15 protein-coding genes are annotated in these 20338 nt (G+C 42.4%); 3 read left to right on the top strand and 12 right to left on the bottom strand.

Translation table 11 applies throughout. The annotated features are described in order from the left end of the window. The first annotated feature begins 23 nt into the window (after positions 1–23). Positions 24–1799 carry an ABC transporter ATP-binding protein gene (locus MKX60_RS00350; protein ID WP_339268748.1) on the top strand — a complete coding sequence of 592 codons (1776 nt, stop codon included), beginning with the start codon at positions 24–26 and terminating at the stop codon, positions 1797–1799. Next, a complete protein-coding gene (locus MKX60_RS00355) occupies positions 1786–3561 on the top strand; it encodes an ABC transporter ATP-binding protein (protein WP_042184891.1) in 1776 nt (591 codons plus the stop codon). Before MKX60_RS00350 ends, MKX60_RS00355 begins: the two co-directional genes overlap by 14 nt. Positions 3562–3641: 80 nt before the next feature. Here the strand turns inward: MKX60_RS00355 and MKX60_RS00360 are convergent, their stop codons facing one another. The 11 genes from MKX60_RS00360 to MKX60_RS00405 form a co-directional block, all read right to left on the bottom strand. Further along, positions 3642–7007 carry a HEAT repeat domain-containing protein gene (locus MKX60_RS00360; protein WP_341058813.1) on the bottom strand — a complete coding sequence of 1122 codons (3366 nt, stop codon included), beginning with the start codon at positions 7005–7007 and terminating at the stop codon, positions 3642–3644. A 171-nt stretch (positions 7008–7178) separates the two neighbouring features. After that, the gene (gene yaaA, locus MKX60_RS00365; protein WP_341058815.1) at positions 7179–7931 is read right to left on the bottom strand and encodes a peroxide stress protein YaaA; all 753 of its coding nucleotides are present in this window, start codon (positions 7929–7931) and stop codon (positions 7179–7181) included. Between the two features lie 103 nt (positions 7932–8034). Then, positions 8035–8286 (bottom strand): hypothetical protein, encoded by a 252-nt coding sequence (locus tag MKX60_RS00370; RefSeq protein ID WP_076286118.1) that lies wholly within the window; start codon positions 8284–8286, stop codon positions 8035–8037. Positions 8287–8317: 31 nt separating this feature from the next. Continuing rightward, entirely contained in the window at positions 8318–9874 is a 1557-nt protein-coding gene (locus MKX60_RS00375) for a glycosyltransferase family 39 protein (protein WP_341058818.1), read from the bottom strand. 170 nt (positions 9875–10044) lie between these two features. Then, a complete protein-coding gene (locus tag MKX60_RS00380; RefSeq protein ID WP_341058819.1) occupies positions 10045–10917 on the bottom strand; it encodes an aminoglycoside phosphotransferase family protein in 873 nt (290 codons plus the stop codon). A gap of 79 nt (positions 10918–10996) precedes the next feature. Further along, positions 10997–11086 carry a VOC family protein gene (locus tag MKX60_RS31615; RefSeq protein WP_445670734.1) on the bottom strand — a complete coding sequence of 30 codons (90 nt, stop codon included), beginning with the start codon at positions 11084–11086 and terminating at the stop codon, positions 10997–10999. Between the two features lie 730 nt (positions 11087–11816). Next, entirely contained in the window at positions 11817–13094 is a 1278-nt protein-coding gene (locus MKX60_RS00385) for a GHKL domain-containing protein (RefSeq protein ID WP_341058820.1), read from the bottom strand. Next, positions 13091–13819: a LytR/AlgR family response regulator transcription factor gene (locus MKX60_RS00390; RefSeq protein ID WP_341058821.1), complete on the bottom strand. Its 729-nt coding sequence runs from the start codon at positions 13817–13819 to the stop codon at positions 13091–13093. Before MKX60_RS00390 ends, MKX60_RS00385 begins: the two co-directional genes overlap by 4 nt. A gap of 129 nt (positions 13820–13948) precedes the next feature. Further along, entirely contained in the window at positions 13949–14854 is a 906-nt protein-coding gene (locus MKX60_RS00395) for a GNAT family N-acetyltransferase (protein WP_341058822.1), read from the bottom strand. A gap of 175 nt (positions 14855–15029) precedes the next feature. After that, positions 15030–17192, bottom strand: a complete 2163-nt coding sequence (gene gnpA, locus MKX60_RS00400; RefSeq protein WP_341058823.1) for a 1,3-beta-galactosyl-N-acetylhexosamine phosphorylase — start codon at positions 17190–17192, stop codon at positions 15030–15032. Between the two features lie 12 nt (positions 17193–17204). Then, positions 17205–18224: a glycoside hydrolase family 88/105 protein gene (locus MKX60_RS00405; RefSeq protein WP_341058824.1), complete on the bottom strand. Its 1020-nt coding sequence runs from the start codon at positions 18222–18224 to the stop codon at positions 17205–17207. A 421-nt stretch (positions 18225–18645) separates the two neighbouring features. On the opposite strand from MKX60_RS00405, the gene MKX60_RS00410 reads away from it, so the two are divergent. Beyond that, positions 18646–19587 (top strand): AraC family transcriptional regulator, encoded by a 942-nt coding sequence (locus tag MKX60_RS00410; protein WP_341058825.1) that lies wholly within the window; start codon positions 18646–18648, stop codon positions 19585–19587. 17 nt (positions 19588–19604) lie between these two features. Here MKX60_RS00410 and MKX60_RS00415 read toward each other — a convergent pair whose 3' ends face one another. Beyond that, positions 19605–20327 carry an MBL fold metallo-hydrolase gene (locus MKX60_RS00415; protein WP_341058826.1) on the bottom strand — a complete coding sequence of 241 codons (723 nt, stop codon included), beginning with the start codon at positions 20325–20327 and terminating at the stop codon, positions 19605–19607. Between the last annotated feature and the right edge of the window lie 11 nt (positions 20328–20338).

Raw genomic sequence — 20338 nt, forward strand, 5'->3', positions numbered from 1 at the left:
AACAATCAGAAACAGGTGATCAGATGTTCGAACTGAAATGGCTATGGCAGAACTTAGAGGGCAACCGGACACGGTACATTCTAGCGCTCTGCCTCTCAGTAGTGGGTTCAAGTCTTACGATTGTAAACCCTTACATCAGTCAGCGCATTGTCGATACGTTTATAGCAGGTGACAATGCGCTGCAGAATCTTACACAAGAACGGCAATTATTGATTATGCTCTGTCTGGGCATGATTGGATTTTCTCTACTGCGCACAGGACTTGCTTATATTACAACCATGCAGTACGAAAGATCCTCGCAAAACATGATGTACAATATCCGTATTTTTTTGTACAACAAGATTCAAGGACAGGACAGAGAATATTACGACCGTAACCGTACCGGTGATCTCATGACCAAGATGACCGGGGATCTGGACATGGTTCGGCACTCGATGGCATGGATTTTCAAAACGATCATTGAATCGCTAACGATCTTCATTGCTGCTGTTATCTATTTTTTCACTATAGATGCTCAGCTAACGCTGTGGATGCTAATCCTGTCACCGCCCATTTTTATCGTGGCTTACATATTCGCTAAACGCGTCCGTCCTATGTATATTGACCTGCGTGAGCGGCTGTCCCAGCTTAACACGACTACTCAGGAGAATATTTCAGGCAACCGTGTGGTTAAGGCTTTTGCCCGCGAAGAGTTCGAAGTTCAAAAATTTACGGAGAAGAATGTCAATTACTCTACAGCGAACAAAAAGGCCGCCCTTGTATGGCTTGATTACTTTCCTTTTCTGGAATCGTTCGCTCAGGGCTTCAACGTCATTCTAATGCTGGCAGGTGGTTTGTTCCTGATGAACGGCCGGATCACCTTCGGTGAATTTACAGCTTTCTCTTCACTGATCTGGGCTATATCCAACCCTATGCGCAACATTGGTATTATTATCAACGACATTCAGCGCTTTTTTGCGAGCTTGTCCAAAATCATTGATATCTATTACGCAAAGCCTAATATCGTAAACGAGCATAAGTCTACTGACAAACGCCGTTACGAAGGCCGTATTGAGTTCGATCATGTTCGCTTCAAATATGACAGCGCTATCGTACTTGACGATGTTAGCTTTACCGTAGAACCTGGTGAAACCATAGCAATCATGGGCTCGACCGGATCAGGCAAAACAACAATCATCAACCTGATTCCTCGCTTCTATGACGTAGCCGAAGGACGTGTACTCGTCGACGGCGTTGATGTCCGAAAGCTGGAGCTCGATGAGCTGCGCGATAATATCGGCATGGCGACCCAAGATGTGCTCTTGTTCTCTGATACTATCGATGGAAACATCGCCTACGGTGATCCTGATCTTCCGGAAGAAGATGCGATAAGCTTTGCCGAGCTCGCAGCCGCACATGACTTCATTACCAAAATGCCTGAAGGTTATGATACAGTTGTCGGAGAACGAGGAGTCGGCTTATCTGGAGGTCAAAAACAGCGTATCGCTTTAGCACGTGCTTTGGCAGTTCGCCGTCCGATCCTCATTCTGGATGATACGACCTCTGCTGTCGATCTTGAGACGGAAGAGCATATTCAGAAAAGTCTACGCGAGCTGGATTATCCTTGCACGAAGATTATTATCGCGCAGCGTGTATCTACGACCGCGCAGGCTGACCGTATTCTCATTCTGGATAACGGGAAGCTGGTTGAGGAAGGCACCCACGCCGAACTGCTAGCGAAACGAGGCTACTACTACGATGTGTTTAAACTGCAGAACGAGGGTATTGGAAGGCAGGTGACCGCAAGTGGCAAGGAATAAATTCGACGTCGATGAGAATCTGGAATCGCCGTTTAATATAAAACACTTCCGGCGTGCGATGGTATACATCAAACGAAAGAAAACGCCAATGATTGTTGCATTTATCCTCAGTGCACTTTCAGCGGCCATTTCACTATCAGCTCCACTGATCATGCAGCATGTGATCGACGTGACCATTCCGGCAAAAGCGAAGCTTGCGCTACTGGGCTGGGCTGGACTGATGCTTCTGACCATTGTGGTCAGCGTTTATCTGGCTACTATTCGTTCACGTATCATGACGAGTGTTGGGCAGGATATTATTTTTGACATCCGTACAGATTTGTTTAAGCATCTGCAAGAGTTGCCCTTTAAGTATTATGACGACCGTCCGCAAGGCAAGATTCTCATCCGGGTCGTAAACTACGTTAACGCCGTTTCAGATGTGTTATCCAACGGTATTATCAACTTTATTCTGGAAATCGTGAATTTGCTCTTTATCGCAGCCTTCATGTTCGCTGTTGATGTGCGTCTATCATTTGTCATCCTTGCAGGGCTGCCAGTATTCTTTGTCATCATGATGCTGATCAAAACTCGGCAACGCCGGGCTTGGCAAGCAGTATCCAATAAAAGCTCCAACCTAAACGCCTATTTGCAAGAAAGTATCAGCGGTATTGGTGTGACGCAAATGTTCTCCCGGGAACAACGCAACGAAGGAATCTTCACACGTCTCGCGGGTAATTTCCGTACAGAATGGATGAAGGCTCAACGTTACAACTTACTTATTCCGTTCTCCGTAGACAACTTGTCTACGATCGTTACATCATTGATTTTCCTTGTAGGCCTACTAACACTGAGTCCACAAGATATGACCCTCGGCGTCATTCTGGCGATGAGCAGCTACGCTGCCCGCTTCTGGCAGCCGATTCTGAATCTTTCGAACCTGTACAATAACTTCATCAACGCCGTTGCCTATCTCGAGCGTATCTTCGAGACGCTGGATGAGCCCGTTACCGTCAGTGATATTCCGGATGCGAAGACACTGCGGCCTGTAGAGGGCCATGTCACTTTCGACGATGTGACCTTTGCCTATGACCCAGGACTCAATATTCTGGAGAATATCTCCTTTAAGATCAAAGCGGGAGAAAGCATCGCTCTAGTGGGACCAACAGGTGCAGGCAAAACTACGGTCGTCAATCTGATCTCGCGCTTCTATAATATTTCAAGCGGTAAGATTCTTATCGACGATCAGGATATCTCGCAGGTTACGCTGAAGTCCCTGCGCAGCCAGATGGGGATTATGCTACAGGACAGCTTCATCTTCTCCGGTACGATCTTGGACAATATTCGTTACGGTAAACTCGACGCCACCGAGGAAGAAGTGATTGCTGCGGCGAAAGCCGTGTGCGCCGACGAATTCATCCGTGAATTCGATCAAGGCTACATGACGGAGGTCAACGAGCGTGGCTCCAAGCTGTCTCAGGGACAGCGGCAGCTCATCTCGTTCGCAAGAACGCTTTTGGCTGATCCGAGAATTCTCATATTAGATGAAGCCACTTCATCGATCGATGCGAAGACTGAGCGTTTGCTGCAAAAAGGTCTGAATGAGCTCCTTAAAGGACGTACCTCGTTCATTATCGCGCACCGCCTGTCCACCGTAAAAAACTGCGACCGCATTATGTATGTGTCTAACAAAGGCATCGCAGAAAGCGGCTCACATGATGAGCTTATCGCACAAAAGGGTCTTTACCACCGCCTATATACGGCGCAGAAGATGGAAGCTTAATTGAATAAACACCAAAAAAGCTCAGGCCGAATTGTAGCTTGAGCTTTTTTGGTGTTTATATTTTATTAAAACTATGAAAACTAATCTATCACCGTCCAAATATTTAGCGCAAGTGAGCGAACCGCAATATTCGTGTGATTTCTGTACACCCTCAAACGCTCTGCAGGCTCTGGACTCCAGAGTAGAGCACTTCCGGCAACCTCAAGCAACGAAAGTCCAATATACTGAGATTCGTAACTCCCCTCAGACCCTAGCACATCTACAATTTCCAATAAGGTCTCCGGACTCCAGTAGCCTGTGCTGTCTTTTAAATTATAAGCAACCTGCTTGTAGGCGTCGCTCAACAGCTGCGGCTGATTTGAAATACAGTTAACCATCTGATTCAGATAAGCGGCGGATTCCTGCACATTATTCCAGTCTATTACTGCTATATACAGCTTCATCACAACTTGCTGTAAAGTCTCATCCGATGTTAGACACTCAATCAATCCCGTATACAAAGGTTTAAGGTGCACCCGGGTGATTGTTGGCAAAGCGTTTAGCTGGTTGATAAGTTTCAGGAGACGTTGCCGATGAGGCAAATCTCTACTGGTAGTTGCATTCCATTCATCCCTTATCGCCGCACTAGCTAATTTCTGACAAACGACGATTACAACCTCATTGATCTTACCATCGCGGCAGGTTTGTATTAGCGTGTTCATGGCAAATTCCCATCTGGTGCTGTCTTCCAAATCCATAATAGCTTGAGCGGTGGCAGCTGCAACAATGCCTTCATTTCCATTGGTCCACCACATCATAGAACTGAAAGCATACTTGCCAACAAACCCATCCGGATGATTTCCAATTTCAATGATTAATTTTAAATAGCGAAGTCTATAGTCTAGCGGAAGATCATTAGGCTGTTGGGATAACAAGCTTCTTGCGATATCACTTTCTGATGAAGCAGCCATTGCACTTAAAATCTCCCAAGCGCGCTCATCATCTAAAAGCTGTTTTGCAGCATGCCCTATGGCAATGATTACATCCTTGTGTGCATTTGGTTTCTCGAACTCGTTTATCAATAGCGGAATGCTGTCATCGCTTCTATAAGCACCCAGTAAGCGGATGGCCTCTTTTCTGACAGTGATCTTCAGCTTATCCCGATTCAGAAGCTCTTTCAGCATGGTAACCAGTAACACCGGATTCACCCTGCGGATGCATCTGGGTATCGAGTACATGGCTACACGTGCCCGGTCCCCATCCAGATTCTCCAGCAGAGTGGGAAGTGCCTTCTCCGGTTCTTCCATAAGTGAAAAGGCATGAAGTGCAGCTTCTACTACAGTTACTTCCTTATCCTGCATAAGCCCAAGTAACCTATCCGAACCGAGATCAGGCATGCTTGCCATGATCTTAATAACTCTTGCACGCTCCCAAAGATTACGTTTGGCATCGTATGCAATTTTTTCTAATAAGGCACTTAAAGCTTGTTGCTGACGTGGCAGCCATCTGTGGAATCCATCCGCGGCCGGCACAAGATAGATCGTTTTGCCTGATAGGAACTTGCCCTTAATGACAGCCCCTGAAATAAAAGGATCGAGCCATTCTTGACGTTTTAGATGGAGATGCTGGAACACTTCATGGATCGTAATATACGATTTATCCAAATCTAATAATTCCTTAACTCTGACATCACGCGTTGTATGAGGCGAGAGCCAATGTCTGACCGCTTGTATGGCTGTAGAATCTGCCTTTGCTCTCGTTGCTTCCTTTAACAGATTCTGAAGTTTTATAATGCCGTAGCCTCTTTTACCAAATGAGCTAGCCAGGCTAAGCACCAGATTGTAGTCTTCTCTTTTGTTGCCCTGTACAGCTAATGTATAGATTTCATCAAAGATGACCTCTTCTACTCCCTGTGGTAAATTCTTCTCCAACGATGGAAGTGAAAGCTGTCCGTTCTGCTGGGCCAGTTTCCGGATCGTATTTAAAGAGAACTTGAGCAACTCACTGTGAGGATTTAGTGCGTTATGCCGGAGAATAGCAAATGCCAGTTGTTGAACGGAAAACTTCGTACCATATGAAGTATCTCTGGCATCTATAACACTATCAACAAGCATAGTAAGTTCTTGTACATGGGCATCGGTGAACACAGATGCAGGACTTTCTGAAAGCTCCTTAAACACAAAACCTCGAACAGGATCTTGCTCATTTCTAATCCGGCCCAAAAATACCAAAGTCTTATGCATACCCTGTCTCGACAGAACCGTACTTCTGATCAGTTGCATAAGCGCCGTGGAACGTTCTTCTGAACTGGATACCTTTGTTGCTTGTTCAAGCCCCGCTCTTGAATGAAGAATCGAACGGCAAGCGGTGAGTCTGATTGTTCTCTCCCGGTCATCATTGATTTCACGAAGGCCAAGCATCCGGGTGGCTTCCTTGTCACGCAAGGCATGCGGTAATACATAAAGTAATCTTTCCGGAAAAACACGTTCTTGGCGTTTATCTTCTTCATACACGGCATCAAAAATTACTTGGCGGTTGGAAGGTGCAATATTATGCAGCAACTTCGCTAAATGCATCGGGTGATCTGCGAGTAATTTCGCTATCTCAATCCATTGCTCCATGGATAAATATTTTTTTCTTTTTAGTACCCCTTCAGGCACACCATAAGAAATCAGATCGCTACGCGACTCCGTTCGTGTCAGCAGCTGATACACTATATTCGGATTTTGGCGTACAAGCGTGCCAAGTTGTTCCTTTAACGCAGGATGTATGATACCCTCGGGTCCATGATTCATCGCACACGCAAGTACCAGATCTGCCTTCAGATTGCATAGAATCTCCATAGCTGATGAGAACCTCCACCAGACATATCCCTTTTCCCTGAGTGGTGTGCTTTCTAGCGTTGTTTCAAAGTATTCCGCTACTACGTCAAGATGCCTGCTGGCTAGTTTCTTCCAGTCTTTTATGGCATATCCTATATCAGCAAGCCACTTACTAACTGTTTCCGAGTAACAGGCCTGCAGTACAATCGCTGCCTCCTCCGCTCCCCACCGGTCGTACACCACAGGCAATAAACGTTCCGCCAATTCCTGACGGTTAATCTGTGAAATACTGTGCAGTAGCTTACGGCGGCAATCATATGATAAATGGGGGAGCTCACGTTCAATATCAGCATCTGAAGCCACCTTTGCCAAAAGACCCGCAGCCGTATTTCTGATACTTGCCATGGGATGCCGCAGGGCTGACAGAATAATAGGGGCATCATGTGTTGCAATGGCACCAATTAAGGCAAGACGTGCTTCATAAACGCCATCCTCCAGCAAGGAGGCTAGTAATTGGGAGTACTGGACAGATCCAAGATGATCACGGCCTAATATTGCTACTTTTTTGACTCTGTCAGAATAGCCTAGTGAATCCAATTCTTTAAGTAAGCTCTGTTTGTCCAATGGATCTCTTTTAAAAATCATAAGCCCTCCTCTTTCACCTGTTCTTATTCCATCCGAACTTTATTCTCTATACTGCAATCTATCCCCTTTAAAAAACTAGAATTTCCCATCTGGTTTCGTTGACCAAAAATAAAGGTAACCCTGAAGCTGGTTGTTCAACCACCTCCAAGATTACCCGTAGTACTACTTACTCTAGTCATTCTTTTTCTGAATAAACACATACGTACTCTCATCCGACAGCTCATCAGCAAAGCTGAAATCAAACCCGTCGAAGCCTTTGATATCCTCCACACAGGTGATTTGCCGCTCAGCCATGAAGCGTACCATTTCACCTCTGGCCATCTTGACCAGGGTCGCTCTCTCAACGATCTTACCGCCGATTTCTTGCCCGAATACACAGCTAATCATTCGAACGTTTCCGCCAACATACGGGGAGATGCACTTGCTATATTCCTTAGAGGCCAGATTCAGAATGATATCAGTCTCCGAAAATAGCTGATCTGCCAGCTTCCTGTTCCAGAACTCATAGATAGACTTGAAACTTGGTCCGCTTAGCTTAGCCTGCATCTCCAGCCTGTACGGAACAACGCCGTCAAATGGCCGGACGATTCCATAGAATCCGGACAATATCCGTAAATGCTGCTGAAGATATTCCAGCTCCTCCATTTGAAGTACCCCAGGTGCCATGTACTGGTACTGGATACCCTCATAAGAAAAGATAGCCGGTGTAAGATTCCGAGTTACATCCATATCCCGAATCCGTTCCACATTCAGCGTGGCGATGGCATCATTGCATTTCCATAGTGATTTGGCTTCTTCATAATTCAACTTTTGTAATAAGGCCAGAAGAGTCTGCGACTCGCTTATGAATTGCGGCATCTGGCGGCAATCCATAAAATCCGTATCCATCTTCATCTTCTTGGCAGGCGATATAATGATTCTCATGTTGCTCCCTTTTCTCTTTTCTTACCCCCGCGGGGAATTTAAATGTAATCTTATCCTATCACACTTAATCTTCGTAGGCTTGAGGCAAGTTCATGAAATTTGTTCACTGTCGCCCACTTTGCCCGCTAACTCCTCCATCTGTACCTTGGCTGCCGTTTCTTCTTGTCCCACCATTCATGCCGGGAGAGCTCCCTCCATCTTTACCCCGGCCACCGTTAAAGCCCTGTCCCCCGTTCGCCCTTGAACCAGAATCTGTACTTGATATCTTCTGAGCGGTGATGGCGTCACAGGAGATGAGCACCATGGAACAACTAAGCACTACTATGAGCAAAGTGAGATATCGCTTGATCCGCATCTTTGAACCCCCTCTTTCCGAGCAAACATGGTCAACGTGGAAAATATCTTTTTAACATATAATCATATACATCTTTAAAACCCATGTAGGATAACACGATCAGCAGCGGATATACCGGGTAAATATATCGAGACTTAATCTCCCATAGTAGATAAAATCCGATAAAGCCCAGCACCACAAGAATCAAAGAGGTCTCTTCAAATCTTTTGGCTCTTATTCCACCGATTAAGCGAACGAGTATAAAAACATACATCAGAAAATTCAGGACATACAGCAACCACAGTAGCCCGCTTCGGTAGCTCGAATCCCCCTTAAATAGATCCGTAGCAGCATTAGTGTAGCTATAACGGTCCATGACAAAACCCATTCTTCCACCGTTACTGGATGATCCATCATTCCCAAGTCCATATCGTTCCATCTGGTATGTTCCTTCTGTCCAGGTCCAAACGATTTTTTTATAATACATTTTCACTACGTCGCTTAGGCTCGCCTCGGAGAGTTTATGGCTGATTTCCTCTTTAAATAGCTTCGTACTTTCTGCCTTATTATAATTGGCATCCTGCTGATAGATCGTATAGCTCTGCCAGTTATCCCAGAATCCAAACGTCTCCAGATTGATCCCCATATTCAGCCACATATAGACCGGTGCGGAATTTTCATTAATCGGTTCATCTACGACATTCATCGCCTGCAGCACAGCATTTTGCGTCCAGCCTGGAACATTAAACATTAAAGCCGTAATAAACAACGCGCTCAGAGCTTTTTTTACCCCGATCGCACGCATGTTGAACAATAGACTGACTACCACGGCAATCAGAAAAATAACACCAATACTTCGGAAATAGTTGCCGACTGCCAGGAAGATGGCTGCGAAAACAATATCCTTTATGAACTTTCTTTTTATAAATTTCACAGCAAAATATAAAACACTTGTCAAAAAGGCAGTCGCGATCACATCGTTATAAATTAAATTACTCGTAAACAAAGAAGGGATATAGGTAGCGGCAAACACGAGAATGCCATAATCATGATCCTCAGACTTACCCTTGAGCTCTTTATACAGCAGGTAAATCATTAACGAGGTTAAGAGTGTGAATAGAATATTGAATATTTTGATTACCAGATAATTATCCGGAAATAACTGTAGCAACGTCTTTAAGTACACAACAATCGAGAAATTAAACGGGAACATATGCAGATAACCCGTCGTGTCAAAAGATGAATAATCATTCCTGTACATCATATCGAGTGCCAGTGAAAGCACCGTCTGCGAATCATCCGTCGGCAAGCGAGGAAATAGAAAAATGATCACGAGCTGAATGGCAAAAGAACATAGCAATGTGGCTGGAATGACGATTTTCCAACTGCACTGATTAAGCTTCAGGCATATTTTATACAAAATAACGCTTAACGCCAGCACCACCACAATCCCTAGAATAAAAAGGCTGAGCTGTTGCTTCTCCAAAACTGGCGTGTCCCCATATACGAAATAATTATATTTCGCTCGGATAAAAAAGGAGGAAGCGATAAACAGTCCTATGAAGCATGCCAGTATGAGATACAATGTTTTTTGAATTGCCCTTACCATGGAAAACCTCCTTTTCACAGTCGAAGTCTATACAAGCACATCCCCCGATTCATAAAAAGCATTATAAACACCCAAACTGAATATTGAATGAAAGCAGCGAACAAACGTAAATAGACCGCCTCCCTCGCAAAGGGTTGCGGTCTGTAATGTAATTCTTTTTAAGATGAAGTTCATTTAAACCCTTGGAAATCCAAATCTTTCAGGAAGCGATTACTGCCCAGTATGCTCTTTACCCTCTTCGATACATTAGGTCCTTTAGGTGTACTGCCTCGTCTATTCAGTAAGATCCATCTTAGACAAGCCCATGCTTCGAACACCTCAAGCTCTTCCTGCTCCATAAAATTCTCCAATAGATAAGCAGAACGGAACATATCAGCGTAATGCTCGGAGATGTGGACTTTCAGCAGAATAAGTGACCATGCAAAATCATATCTAGGGTCTCCCAACTGGCCGTTCGTCCAATCGATGACGGTAAATCGCTGTTGTTCCTCTACTATATTTCCTAAATGAAAATCTCCATGAATGATACGATCTTGTCTCATAGGCGTTTGCTCCACTAGAGAAATCACAGCTTGATTAAGGTCTGTATGCTCTCTCAACTCAGGAAAAAAGTAGTCGATGAAATCGTACTTAGGTAGTTGTATATGTTCCAGCTCAGCGATATCTATTTGATGAATTCTGGCCAAAATGCTCGCGAGCTCCTTCATTGTCTTATTATTCACTTTATGAATTGGCGTTCCGTCAAAGCTTGTTAACAACACCTTATTCCCGTCTGGATTGATTCCCCAACCCACTGGTTTAGAGACGGCTACCCCTCGTTCGGACAGGACCTCCAATAAACGGTATTGAAACTGAACATCTGGTTTGGAGCTCTTACTCCATGTTTTCAAGACATAGCTTTCCTGATCTAGATTGATCTTTAGAACCTCAGCTTCAAAGCCATCATCCATCGGATGCGTGGTTAAGCTGGCTTCATGATAGAGTAGCTCATCCATGATTTCATGGTGTTCAAGCCAGTTTACATTGGTTAGAGGGGTTCTCAAGAGCAATTCTTCCTTTCTGGTAATTGTATATATCCAATTATTCTTGTGAAATGCCAGCTACGATCTCAATGCCACCATCTCATTCTATAGCCATATTCATGACGTCCCTATAGAATGTGGTCATCTTTTCCATGTCTTTTACAATCAAAGTTACAGCACCGATTTCCATGAAATCCACCCAATCTTCTAAATTATTCCTTTTATGATCGTAGATATAGTAGCATAGGCGGTAAAATATTGAAATGAATTATAACAATAATAAAAAGCTCTGTAGAAACTCTACAGAGCACTGTCAGCTTGAATCTAACTTTTCTACCTATGTCACTGAATAAAATGCTAATCCGATACTTGAAAAGATAAGCAACAGTATGGTAATAAAAACCGCAGATCCTATATACTTATTCTTTCTAGACTTACCCGTAATTGATATTCCTCTTTTTCCAATAAGAGAATATAAAATGAATCCCAATATGGGAGTGGTCGCAATCATTAAGAATACCCAAATCCAAGGATTTATTCCTCGATACAAACAATCATTGTAGAGCCATAGACATGATAGCGTTATAGTCAATAAAGCAAATACAACCACTAATACAACTAATGGAATCATAACGTTCTCCCTCCTTTCCTATTTGATTTAGAATTCACATGTCCCAAAAAAGAAATGGATACAGTTTGCATAACGAAAGCCCGCGCAATGGCGACTCTTTGCTCCCCCCTATTTCACTTTTCTTTTGTACTTTGGAATATTCATGCCCTTGATAACCTACATTGAAATCATAAACCAATATTTTTTTGTTTTTTGATGCTCGTTGTAATCCGCACAATACTCGTTGTAATCTGCAAAATAAAAAAGCGATTTCTCATTCTTTTGAATGGAAAGTCGCCTTTTTTTTATTTTATGGAATTGGTAAGACCACGATTGAATTAAAATAGCCCTCATCGTACGAAAAGTCTGAGTATCCTTTTAACTTTTTGACTCGTTCATTGATACTGCTGATTCCAATGCCGTACCTATTTTTCCCTTTTTCAGAGATTAATCGCCCATAGGAGAAATCCACATTCACATGATTCGACGAATTTACAATGATTATGAATAATTTACCCTCACTAAACTTTATTTTGATTTCAATTTCCTTTTTTATTTCTTCTGTTAATCTAAGTACTGCTTCAACGGCATTATCTAAAAGATTCCCTAATATGGCCGCTAGGTCAATGGTATGTTCTATAAATAAGTCATGAGGAACTTGGAGGTCTAAAGTGCATTCTATATTATACTTTTTGGTTTGTTCTAGCTTACTATTAAGAATGGCATCGATGGGTATACACCCGGTTAATAATCTATATGAGAATACATTGGTTTTCAATAACTCCTGTAGCTCCTCTTTTACCTCGTCTGTTTTTTTCCTCTCCAATCCATAGGCTATATTTAATAAAATATTTTTCAGATCATGTTTTAGCTTAGACATTTCTCTTTGATTCTCTAAGCTCTCTTCGTAATATTTATTTTGTGTCTCCATTATGGAGTACTTATGTATAAGAAAATTTTTCCCTTCTAAACTATTGTAAATCAGCATAATGCACACATTCACAATTAACAAAAAAACACATGGAACGAATTGATTGATATCTTTATACTGAAAAATCCAATATATACTCATTAATGATAGACAAGGCACAATACTTAATAACAAACATTCCTTATTACTTAATCCGATCTCATTATCAGATCTAAAATAGAGTAACAGCTTTGCCGACAACATCACAATTAACAACGATAAAAAGTTTGCACTAAAATATACGACTAGCATAATGAATAACTGACCTTCAAATTTTTGATCATAATTATATGTAATAATAGACAACGCCAAGTCTGCAAGTGTAGTGATCAGCGTAAAAAAGATAATGTGGTAGATCCTTTGAGCCATTGATCCGTAGAACGAATACAGTATACAGATACTCAAAAGAACAGCAAATAAAAACAACTTAACCATAGAGTTTGTATCACTAGACAATAATTTTATTACTCCCATAGCGAGAAATGTTAAGGAATAAAATTTATACTTTGAAATTCTGAGGTTAAGAAATCCATTGAAATAAATAGAGATCGATGTTACCTGAACAAGCGTATAGAGAATAGCTAGAACTGCAATGCTAATAACCTCAATATTTCTCAATAGCCAATCCTCCTTTTTATGAAATGGTTATAGGCATCTTTGACTATTTTCCTTTGCCCTCTACTAATTGCGAAGTTTACTTTATTGGTGAGAATAATATCTGTTCCCGAAACAATATGTACATAATTTAGATTTAAAATGGTGCCTTGATTTACTTTTATAAAGGACAAGGGATCAAGCATTTCTTCAATCTCTTTTATCGTGCCATAGAATGAGAATTCGTCATCAACGGTTACAACATGTATAATCCTACCTTTCTCAGATGAAATGGATAGAATCGTCTCACTTTTGATTTGATAGTTAAGATTTTGAGTTTTGAAGAATAAATACTGGTTATTCCTTCTAACCTCATCAATTGCGTGGAGTAATACTTTACTTATTTGCTCTTCTTGTATTGGTTTTAGTATGTATCGAAAAGGAGAAACTTCAAAGCTTTCCATGGTGTAATTGTCATAGCTGGTAACGTAAATGATAATCATATTTTTATCTATTTTTCTAATTTCCCTAGCGACCTCGATTCCATTTAAAATCCCCATCTCAATATCTAAGAATAATATTTGATACTCTTCGTTTCTAGCTTTTAAAGCATTCAACAATGATTTTCCGGATTCATAAATGTCTATATCTAGCTCTATGTTTTGATACAAACCTGCACTATCCATAATAATCTTCTCTAACTTGGAACTATGTAATTGCTCGTCATCACAAATGCAGATTCTAATCATTCCTCTAAACTCCCTTTTTAAATAAACATATTATTTTGAAAATAATACCTTATTAGTAATAATTCAATAAAGAAGATCAGTAGTCCTTGTAAATAAAAAAGACGACCGAAGTCGTCTAGTAAATGCTTATTAATCGATTTCATAGCCAACGGTAAATCTTGAACCGCACAACTCATACCCGATCTGAGTGTATAGCCTAATAGCTTTCTTATTATCACCATGCGTGCCCAAAGTGGCGGTTGTTTTTCCCTGCTGTTTTAGATAGTTCAGAGCGGTGCAGATGATGTTACGAGCGACACCTTTTTTCTGCCATTCAGGAATGACGAATACATTCTCCGTTGCACTCCTCTCGTCCGTGATTCTCCAGGTTGAGGTGTTGCCGATCAATTGATCGCCATGAAACGCGCAGAAATTAACGATTTCGGGAGATCCCTGCATCCACCCCAAATGGTTCAGACTCCACGCCACACCGTCAAAGGCTGCGAGTTCAGCATGACGATATTGTTCCTGAGCTTCACTATTGTTCAGTGCAGTTGGCTTCACCAGAATCCCTTTTGGTAAAGGATACTTAGGAATCTCCCTACTCAAGTCAAATTTATACACGACAATCGTATCGCAAATCGTAAATCCACGCGCTAGACAGAAGCTCAACTCTTCGAGATCATCTGTGTCGAGATATTGAGCCATGATAATACGCTTCTCTTGATACCCAGCTTTAATTTCTCTGACCCGTCCGATTAATACTTCAATCAGTGCAGCTTTGATACCTTCATCCTCGGCGTTCTCTGCAAATATAATTTCGTAATTAAGATATCGTTTGAAGTTTGGGTCTTCATCATGTCCAACCGCATGAAAAGTATCATGCTCCATCAGATGAGCAACGGCCAGAACCTCTCCGTCGCCACTCACTGCACAGAACATATTTCGCTTATCCAGATCTCCATGATACAGATATAGCATTTTTAGAACAAAATCCATGCTTTCAATTTGCTCCGCATCTTCATCCTTCGGATTTCGGATTACAAAGTCCCTCATGAATAAACATCGTCTCCAATCTTTTATGGCGCTGCAAATCATTTCTTAGTTAAATAATGGATGAGGCAGGCCATGCTCAGCAAGGGAGAGTTTAGTTATAGTCATTGTTGCGAGGGATATTGTGAACATAAGCGTCGGCAGGATAGCCACAGCTTGAGCTTTTTATTCAATCTTACTAGTCCCCAATCGTTCTAATAATCGTGTCATACGGATCTAATTCCAAGGTTTGCTGTCCATATTCCGTATGAATCGTAGTTTTTTGAAGCTGATCGCTATTGTTAATGACCACGAGTATTTTGCTTTCTGGATAATAAGCACACTCTGTATATAAGTTGTCCGTAATGTACTTGATCTCCGTGAACTCATTACCCGCCAAACGAATCAAATTCAGCAGCAATCTTGTATTCTCAAAGCTGAATTGGAAAGATGGAAGGTAGATCCCCTTTCCTTTACCGAAAGCATGGGTGGACAGTGTTATTAGACCATCCGTTTCAGTCACAACCGCTGCTGCTCCATCAGTAAGATAAATGTTATTTTTGGGTGTTATGCTAGCCCCAATAGGTACTACACCAAGCTCATCCTTCACTTCATATGTCCATTTTCCATGCGCTACTCTGGAGCCTGTATCCTCATCTACACCGAGCACATGTGCCATTCTGAAAAAGCTGTCATACCCTTCAAGCGCCGAAGGCTGATTCACACCTATAAAAGTACCACCTTCATAGACCCACTTTGTCAGTAAGTCCACACACTTGTTGTCCCTCCAGCGTTCTCCACCACTCCATGCTGAGCCAGCAGATCCGGCATTGATCACTACATCACAATCTTTTAAAATTCCCTGACGGATATCCTCAAAATCAATGAACTGTATTTCAATCGGCAATCCGGATAAAGCCTCGTTGATATGAATCAAATCATGCATATACGTTTCATGGAAATGCCCGGACAAGGTCCACGATCTCCATTTGCCCCAAGCGTGCAGAATGGCTACCTTCGTCTTAATATGATACGGTTTGCCTTTATGATGCAGCTCTTTAATTACTCTGAACTCATCCGCAATCTTTTCGATATAATCACAAAAATCCGGATAAGGCTCTACAAGATGCAAATATCCACCCAATCCAATTCGATCTATAGGCTCTCTGAGCAGAGCACGCCGAATATTGATCCAATATTTTTTGGCATCTAGTGTAGGGTTCCCTCCCTCCATAAAGGTAGGCAGACCACCTAAACCAACCGGAAACAAGTAGGGATGCAGCCGAATCTCATGGGTATCTACTTTTACACCTGAACACATTCTTGCCTCGAACCCTGAGAACACACATTTAATCATCCCGTCAAAGCCAAACTCCTCGAAACGATCATTGTAAGGCTCCATGCCAACCCAACTGTCATCATAGAAGACATATGCCAGCTTGTCGTGCCCATGCACAATATCAATTAATTTCTTACTAAATTCGATGACAAAATCATTGATAAATGCCATCCAGTCCAGTTTGCGCTGCTGCGCCGGGATATGACTCACACGATATTTTCCACCATTCACAAAATCCTCGGCCGTGAGCGAATACCCATATTTTTGAGCAAACAGATCAAGCGCTCTTGAGCTTACCGTAAAATCATATGAACCCCAGTCTGAGAACAAATGGCGATTGCGCTCATTGCTGCCCCAGATCCAGGCGAAATTATAAAATAGGGACGTAAACCGAACCACCGTTGTTTCCTTATGCTTACGGCACCAATCTTCAATCCAATGGAGCAAATACTTTTGCGTTTCAACATAGATGGGATCAATCTGCATTAAATGTTCTTTTTCCCAGTGATTCGTGGTGTGATTGTACATGGAGATCTCTTCCCAAATCCGGTAGACCATGAAGCTGACCGTATATTTGTGCCAAGGCGCAATTCCAGTAATGACTACATTTCCTGATTCCCGTTCATAATTCCACTGTTCTTTTGGAACCTCTTCACCAGTAGTTCGGTCAAAAACCTGCCAGTACTTAAACGCCTCTTTGGAATCATTTACTCGGAATTGCTCAGCGAAAAAGTCCTCCATCAAATAGATGGATAAATAATCTTCGACCGCTACCTTCGGATTAGTAATTAAAAAGCTTTGCTGTAGCTTATCAGGGTTTTGAGATGCCCATTCGTTATGATCTCTGATGATACAGATTGTAGAATAAATGCCGTATCCTGCGTTGATAATCTCATCGGACAACTGTGTACCGTCACTGTCACGGATGACATCGGCACCCCACCGTTCAGCTAACTCTAAGGTCAGTGCCTCATAACCGGATTCGCCCGGTAGTGTAAAGGCCCCCGTTGTTTGCTTGGACAACTTGGATCCCTCCTATTTGAGCATATCGGACAGAAAAGAGAGTGCTAAGCCTTGGCCCCAGCCTTGAATCCAGTCTTTTGGAATATTGTGATAGCCTTCCCGGTCTTTCATAACCGCTGTTCCACCCGATACACCCAGTACTCGTCCATCCTCGCTGATATTGCTTAGAACACCCTTCAGGGCCTTTTGCACATACTTGGTATGCAGCGGATTGCCGTTATTGATCATTGCAGCCGCTATCCCGCAAGAGGCAGATACTTCTTCATAAGATTCTTCGTCATCAAGCACTGTCCGCCACAGGCCGTTCTCCGTTTGCAAAAGCTTGAGTGCCGCCAATTGATCGCGCAGCGAACACTCCACGTCCATACACGCCGGATACAAATACCATTCTTTCAAAAGCTTTTTGACTTGCGACATGGTATATGTGCCCCAAGCATTTGCTCTGCCCCAATATAGTCCGGACATATGATCCTGCTTCACATTATTGTAGCCATGGTACCAGAGGCCGCTGCTAGGGTCTTGCAGGTATTTGATATGCCAGTAATATTGATTCAGGGCATCCTGGATCATTTCCTGATCGTTTAATTTACTTCCAACACGGAGCAGAAAAAATGCCGCCATAAACAATGTATCTGCCCATGCCTGCTCTGGAAAATCATTAGAGACGGATACGGTATGCTGCAGCACATGATCTCCGAATCTGAGCGCATGGTTCTGCAGATAATCCACCTTGCTCATTACAATATCCCAATATTTCTGATTGCCTGTTTCTTCATATAATGTGATCAGCATATGCCCCATGGCACAGGTGTTTACCGTCCAGTCCGGCAGGCCCAGCTCAATATATTCATCTGCCCACTGGACAAGCATATCCAAATACTCTTTATTGCCTGTCGTTTTATAAGCTCTGGATACCCCATAATAAGCCACACCACAAGGCCAGTCCCATGTTAAATCCATCGTCATTGTTTTTCTAACTACTTTGTCGATAACGCTTAGAATCTCTTCTCTGTCATAAGTTAATTGAAGCATCTTGATTCTCCTCTCTTTCGCACACGCCCCCATTGGCGCTGAGAGCTGTCCGTCCTATGTAAACGCTTTACTAACTCCATTGTAAGGAGTAAAATGGTCTGATTCTAAGCATAATCATAACTAAACTGTGCAATTTCAACCATTAACTAGTGGTTCTTATATTTCGGGATTGGCCGTGACTACAGAGAATGTTTGGACTTCCGGCCGCTGTTGTCTGCAGATTTCTTGATTTTATACCGCTCTTCGCGGTGGAAATCTGCAGACAAAGGCGGACGCTAACGCTCCTACAGTTCCAAACTTCTCCTCCGCCACTTTTTTCCAAAATTGTATAATATCAAATTCTTTTTATATAGTTGAATTTGATATAACGTTAACCTATAATCTACTCAACCTACGTAATAAGAATGGGAGTATTGAGAATATGCCCAGAAAAAAGAAGCCCGTCATTGAATACCGCCACTACAGCTTGCCGATAAACTTCCCTATTTTACTGCTAAGCGGTGAACGTTGGAAGATTTCCGATATCAAAAGTGAACATCTCCATTTCCATAACCATTTAGAGATTGGCATTTGTCATTCGGATAGCGGCATCATGGAGATCAAAGGTGAATCCGTACCCTTTAAAGCCGGTGATGTGACCTTCATCCCTAGGTATCTGCCTCATACAACATATAGTTCGCCAAATGAAGCCAGTCTGTGGTCTTATATCTTTTTCTCGCCAGAGGAGCTCTTTCAACATTCATTCAAAAGCGCTTATAGTGACTTCGAGCCAAATTTGTGGGCGATCAAGGGGATGAATTGTATTTTGAATAAGGAGGAACATCCCAAGGTTTATACCCTTGCGACATCGATTGTAGAGGAATTGAAGCACAAAAATCCTTACTATCAGGAAAGTGCCTACGGCTTATTATTATCCCTTTATATAGAACTGCTTAGAATACATTCCCGGAATGAACCCTTAGTAGAGCAAGAAACAGAGCATAACCTGAAAGGCGATTTTGTCATCTCTCCAGTTCTGGAATACATCACTAAAAACTACATGATGCCGATTACCATCAATGACCTGGCTGATCTGTGCCATCTAAGCACCACTCATTTTCGCAGAAAATTCCATGAGATCATGGGGACCGCACCTCTAGATTTCCTAAACAGTACCCGCATTGAAGAGGCCTGCAAGCAGTTAAAAAGCACGGATGCTTCCATCCTCTCCATCTCTGAACAAGTCGGTTTTCAGTCCATTTCCAGCTTCAACCGATGTTTCTCCAAGCTTATGGGCGAATCTCCCAAACAATGGCGTAAAGGCGCACATTCCGAAGCCCAATCTGCAAAAGCATCTATATTGGAGTTTACGGGGTGGGTATAGGGAAAGGGAGTCCCTGTTTACTTCACTTCACAAAATCTACTTAACACATGAATGATTTGCTCCTTGCTCATAGGGGCGTCGTGCCCTGGGATATACGTAGTGAATGAAAGAGTTTTTAGAAACTCAACATATTCCTTCATTTTTATGGGATCAATTTTACCTTCTCCATGATAATAATCTCCACTATGTGCATCACCTGCAAATAAAACCTCCGCTTCTTTAACATATACAACACAAGAGTCTGCTTCATGCGGCCCTCCTACCTTGAGGATTTGGCAAGTGATGCCCCCTAAATCCAATGTTAAAGAATCCTCGAAAATAATCGATCCTGTGCTGACCGAAATCTTATCGAACGTATCATATTCTTTTTTCATACAGTTATAGGCGAATTCTATTTCTTCTTTTGTCTCTAAACGTTTTACAACGGACTCTTCATCCCATTTCCACGCTTTCAATCGTTTTAGTACCTCATTCGTCGCTGAAGATACTATGGTTTCCCCCTCAAAAGCATGCATACCAAAGGTATGATCCCAATGCCAGTGCGTAATCAAAGCATATTTGGGACGTGGTAGATTGTGATCATCCAAACCCTTTATAAAGGCATCAAAATGCGATTTTGAATTCCCACAATCAATCATAATTGAAAAGTTCTCACCTACAACATATCCCAAAACAGGTCTGTCTGTTTCCCTAACATTTTCTAAGTAATAAATAGATTCATTTATTTTTTTCAGTTCCATAAGATTGTTTT

It is taken from the genome of Paenibacillus sp. FSL R5-0914, from assembly GCF_038004525.1.
In the GTDB taxonomy this organism is placed as follows: Bacteria; Bacillota; Bacilli; order Paenibacillales; family Paenibacillaceae; genus Paenibacillus_AQ.

What these genes read in the sequence shown, in the direction of transcription:
- MKX60_RS00360 (WP_341058813.1), bottom strand. Translation starts at nt 7,007, where the DNA reads ATGATTTTTAAAAGAGATCCATTGGACAAACAGAGCTTACTTAAAGAA.
- yaaA (WP_341058815.1), bottom strand. Translation starts at nt 7,931, where the DNA reads ATGAGAATCATTATATCGCCTGCCAAGAAGATGAAGATGGATACGGAT.
- MKX60_RS31615 (WP_445670734.1), bottom strand. Translation starts at nt 11,086, where the DNA reads ATGGAAATCGGTGCTGTAACTTTGATTGTAAAAGACATGGAAAAGATG.
- MKX60_RS00350 (WP_339268748.1), top strand. Translation starts at nt 24, where the DNA reads ATGTTCGAACTGAAATGGCTATGGCAGAACTTAGAGGGCAACCGGACA.
- MKX60_RS00390 (WP_341058821.1), bottom strand. Translation starts at nt 13,819, where the DNA reads ATGATTAGAATCTGCATTTGTGATGACGAGCAATTACATAGTTCCAAG.
- MKX60_RS00395 (WP_341058822.1), bottom strand. Translation starts at nt 14,854, where the DNA reads ATGAGGGACTTTGTAATCCGAAATCCGAAGGATGAAGATGCGGAGCAA.
- MKX60_RS00405 (WP_341058824.1), bottom strand. Translation starts at nt 18,224, where the DNA reads ATGCTTCAATTAACTTATGACAGAGAAGAGATTCTAAGCGTTATCGAC.
- MKX60_RS00375 (WP_341058818.1), bottom strand. Translation starts at nt 9,874, where the DNA reads ATGGTAAGGGCAATTCAAAAAACATTGTATCTCATACTGGCATGCTTC.
- MKX60_RS00415 (WP_341058826.1), bottom strand. Translation starts at nt 20,327, where the DNA reads ATGGAACTGAAAAAAATAAATGAATCTATTTATTACTTAGAAAATGTT.
- MKX60_RS00410 (WP_341058825.1), top strand. Translation starts at nt 18,646, where the DNA reads ATGCCCAGAAAAAAGAAGCCCGTCATTGAATACCGCCACTACAGCTTG.
- MKX60_RS00370 (WP_076286118.1), bottom strand. Translation starts at nt 8,286, where the DNA reads ATGCGGATCAAGCGATATCTCACTTTGCTCATAGTAGTGCTTAGTTGT.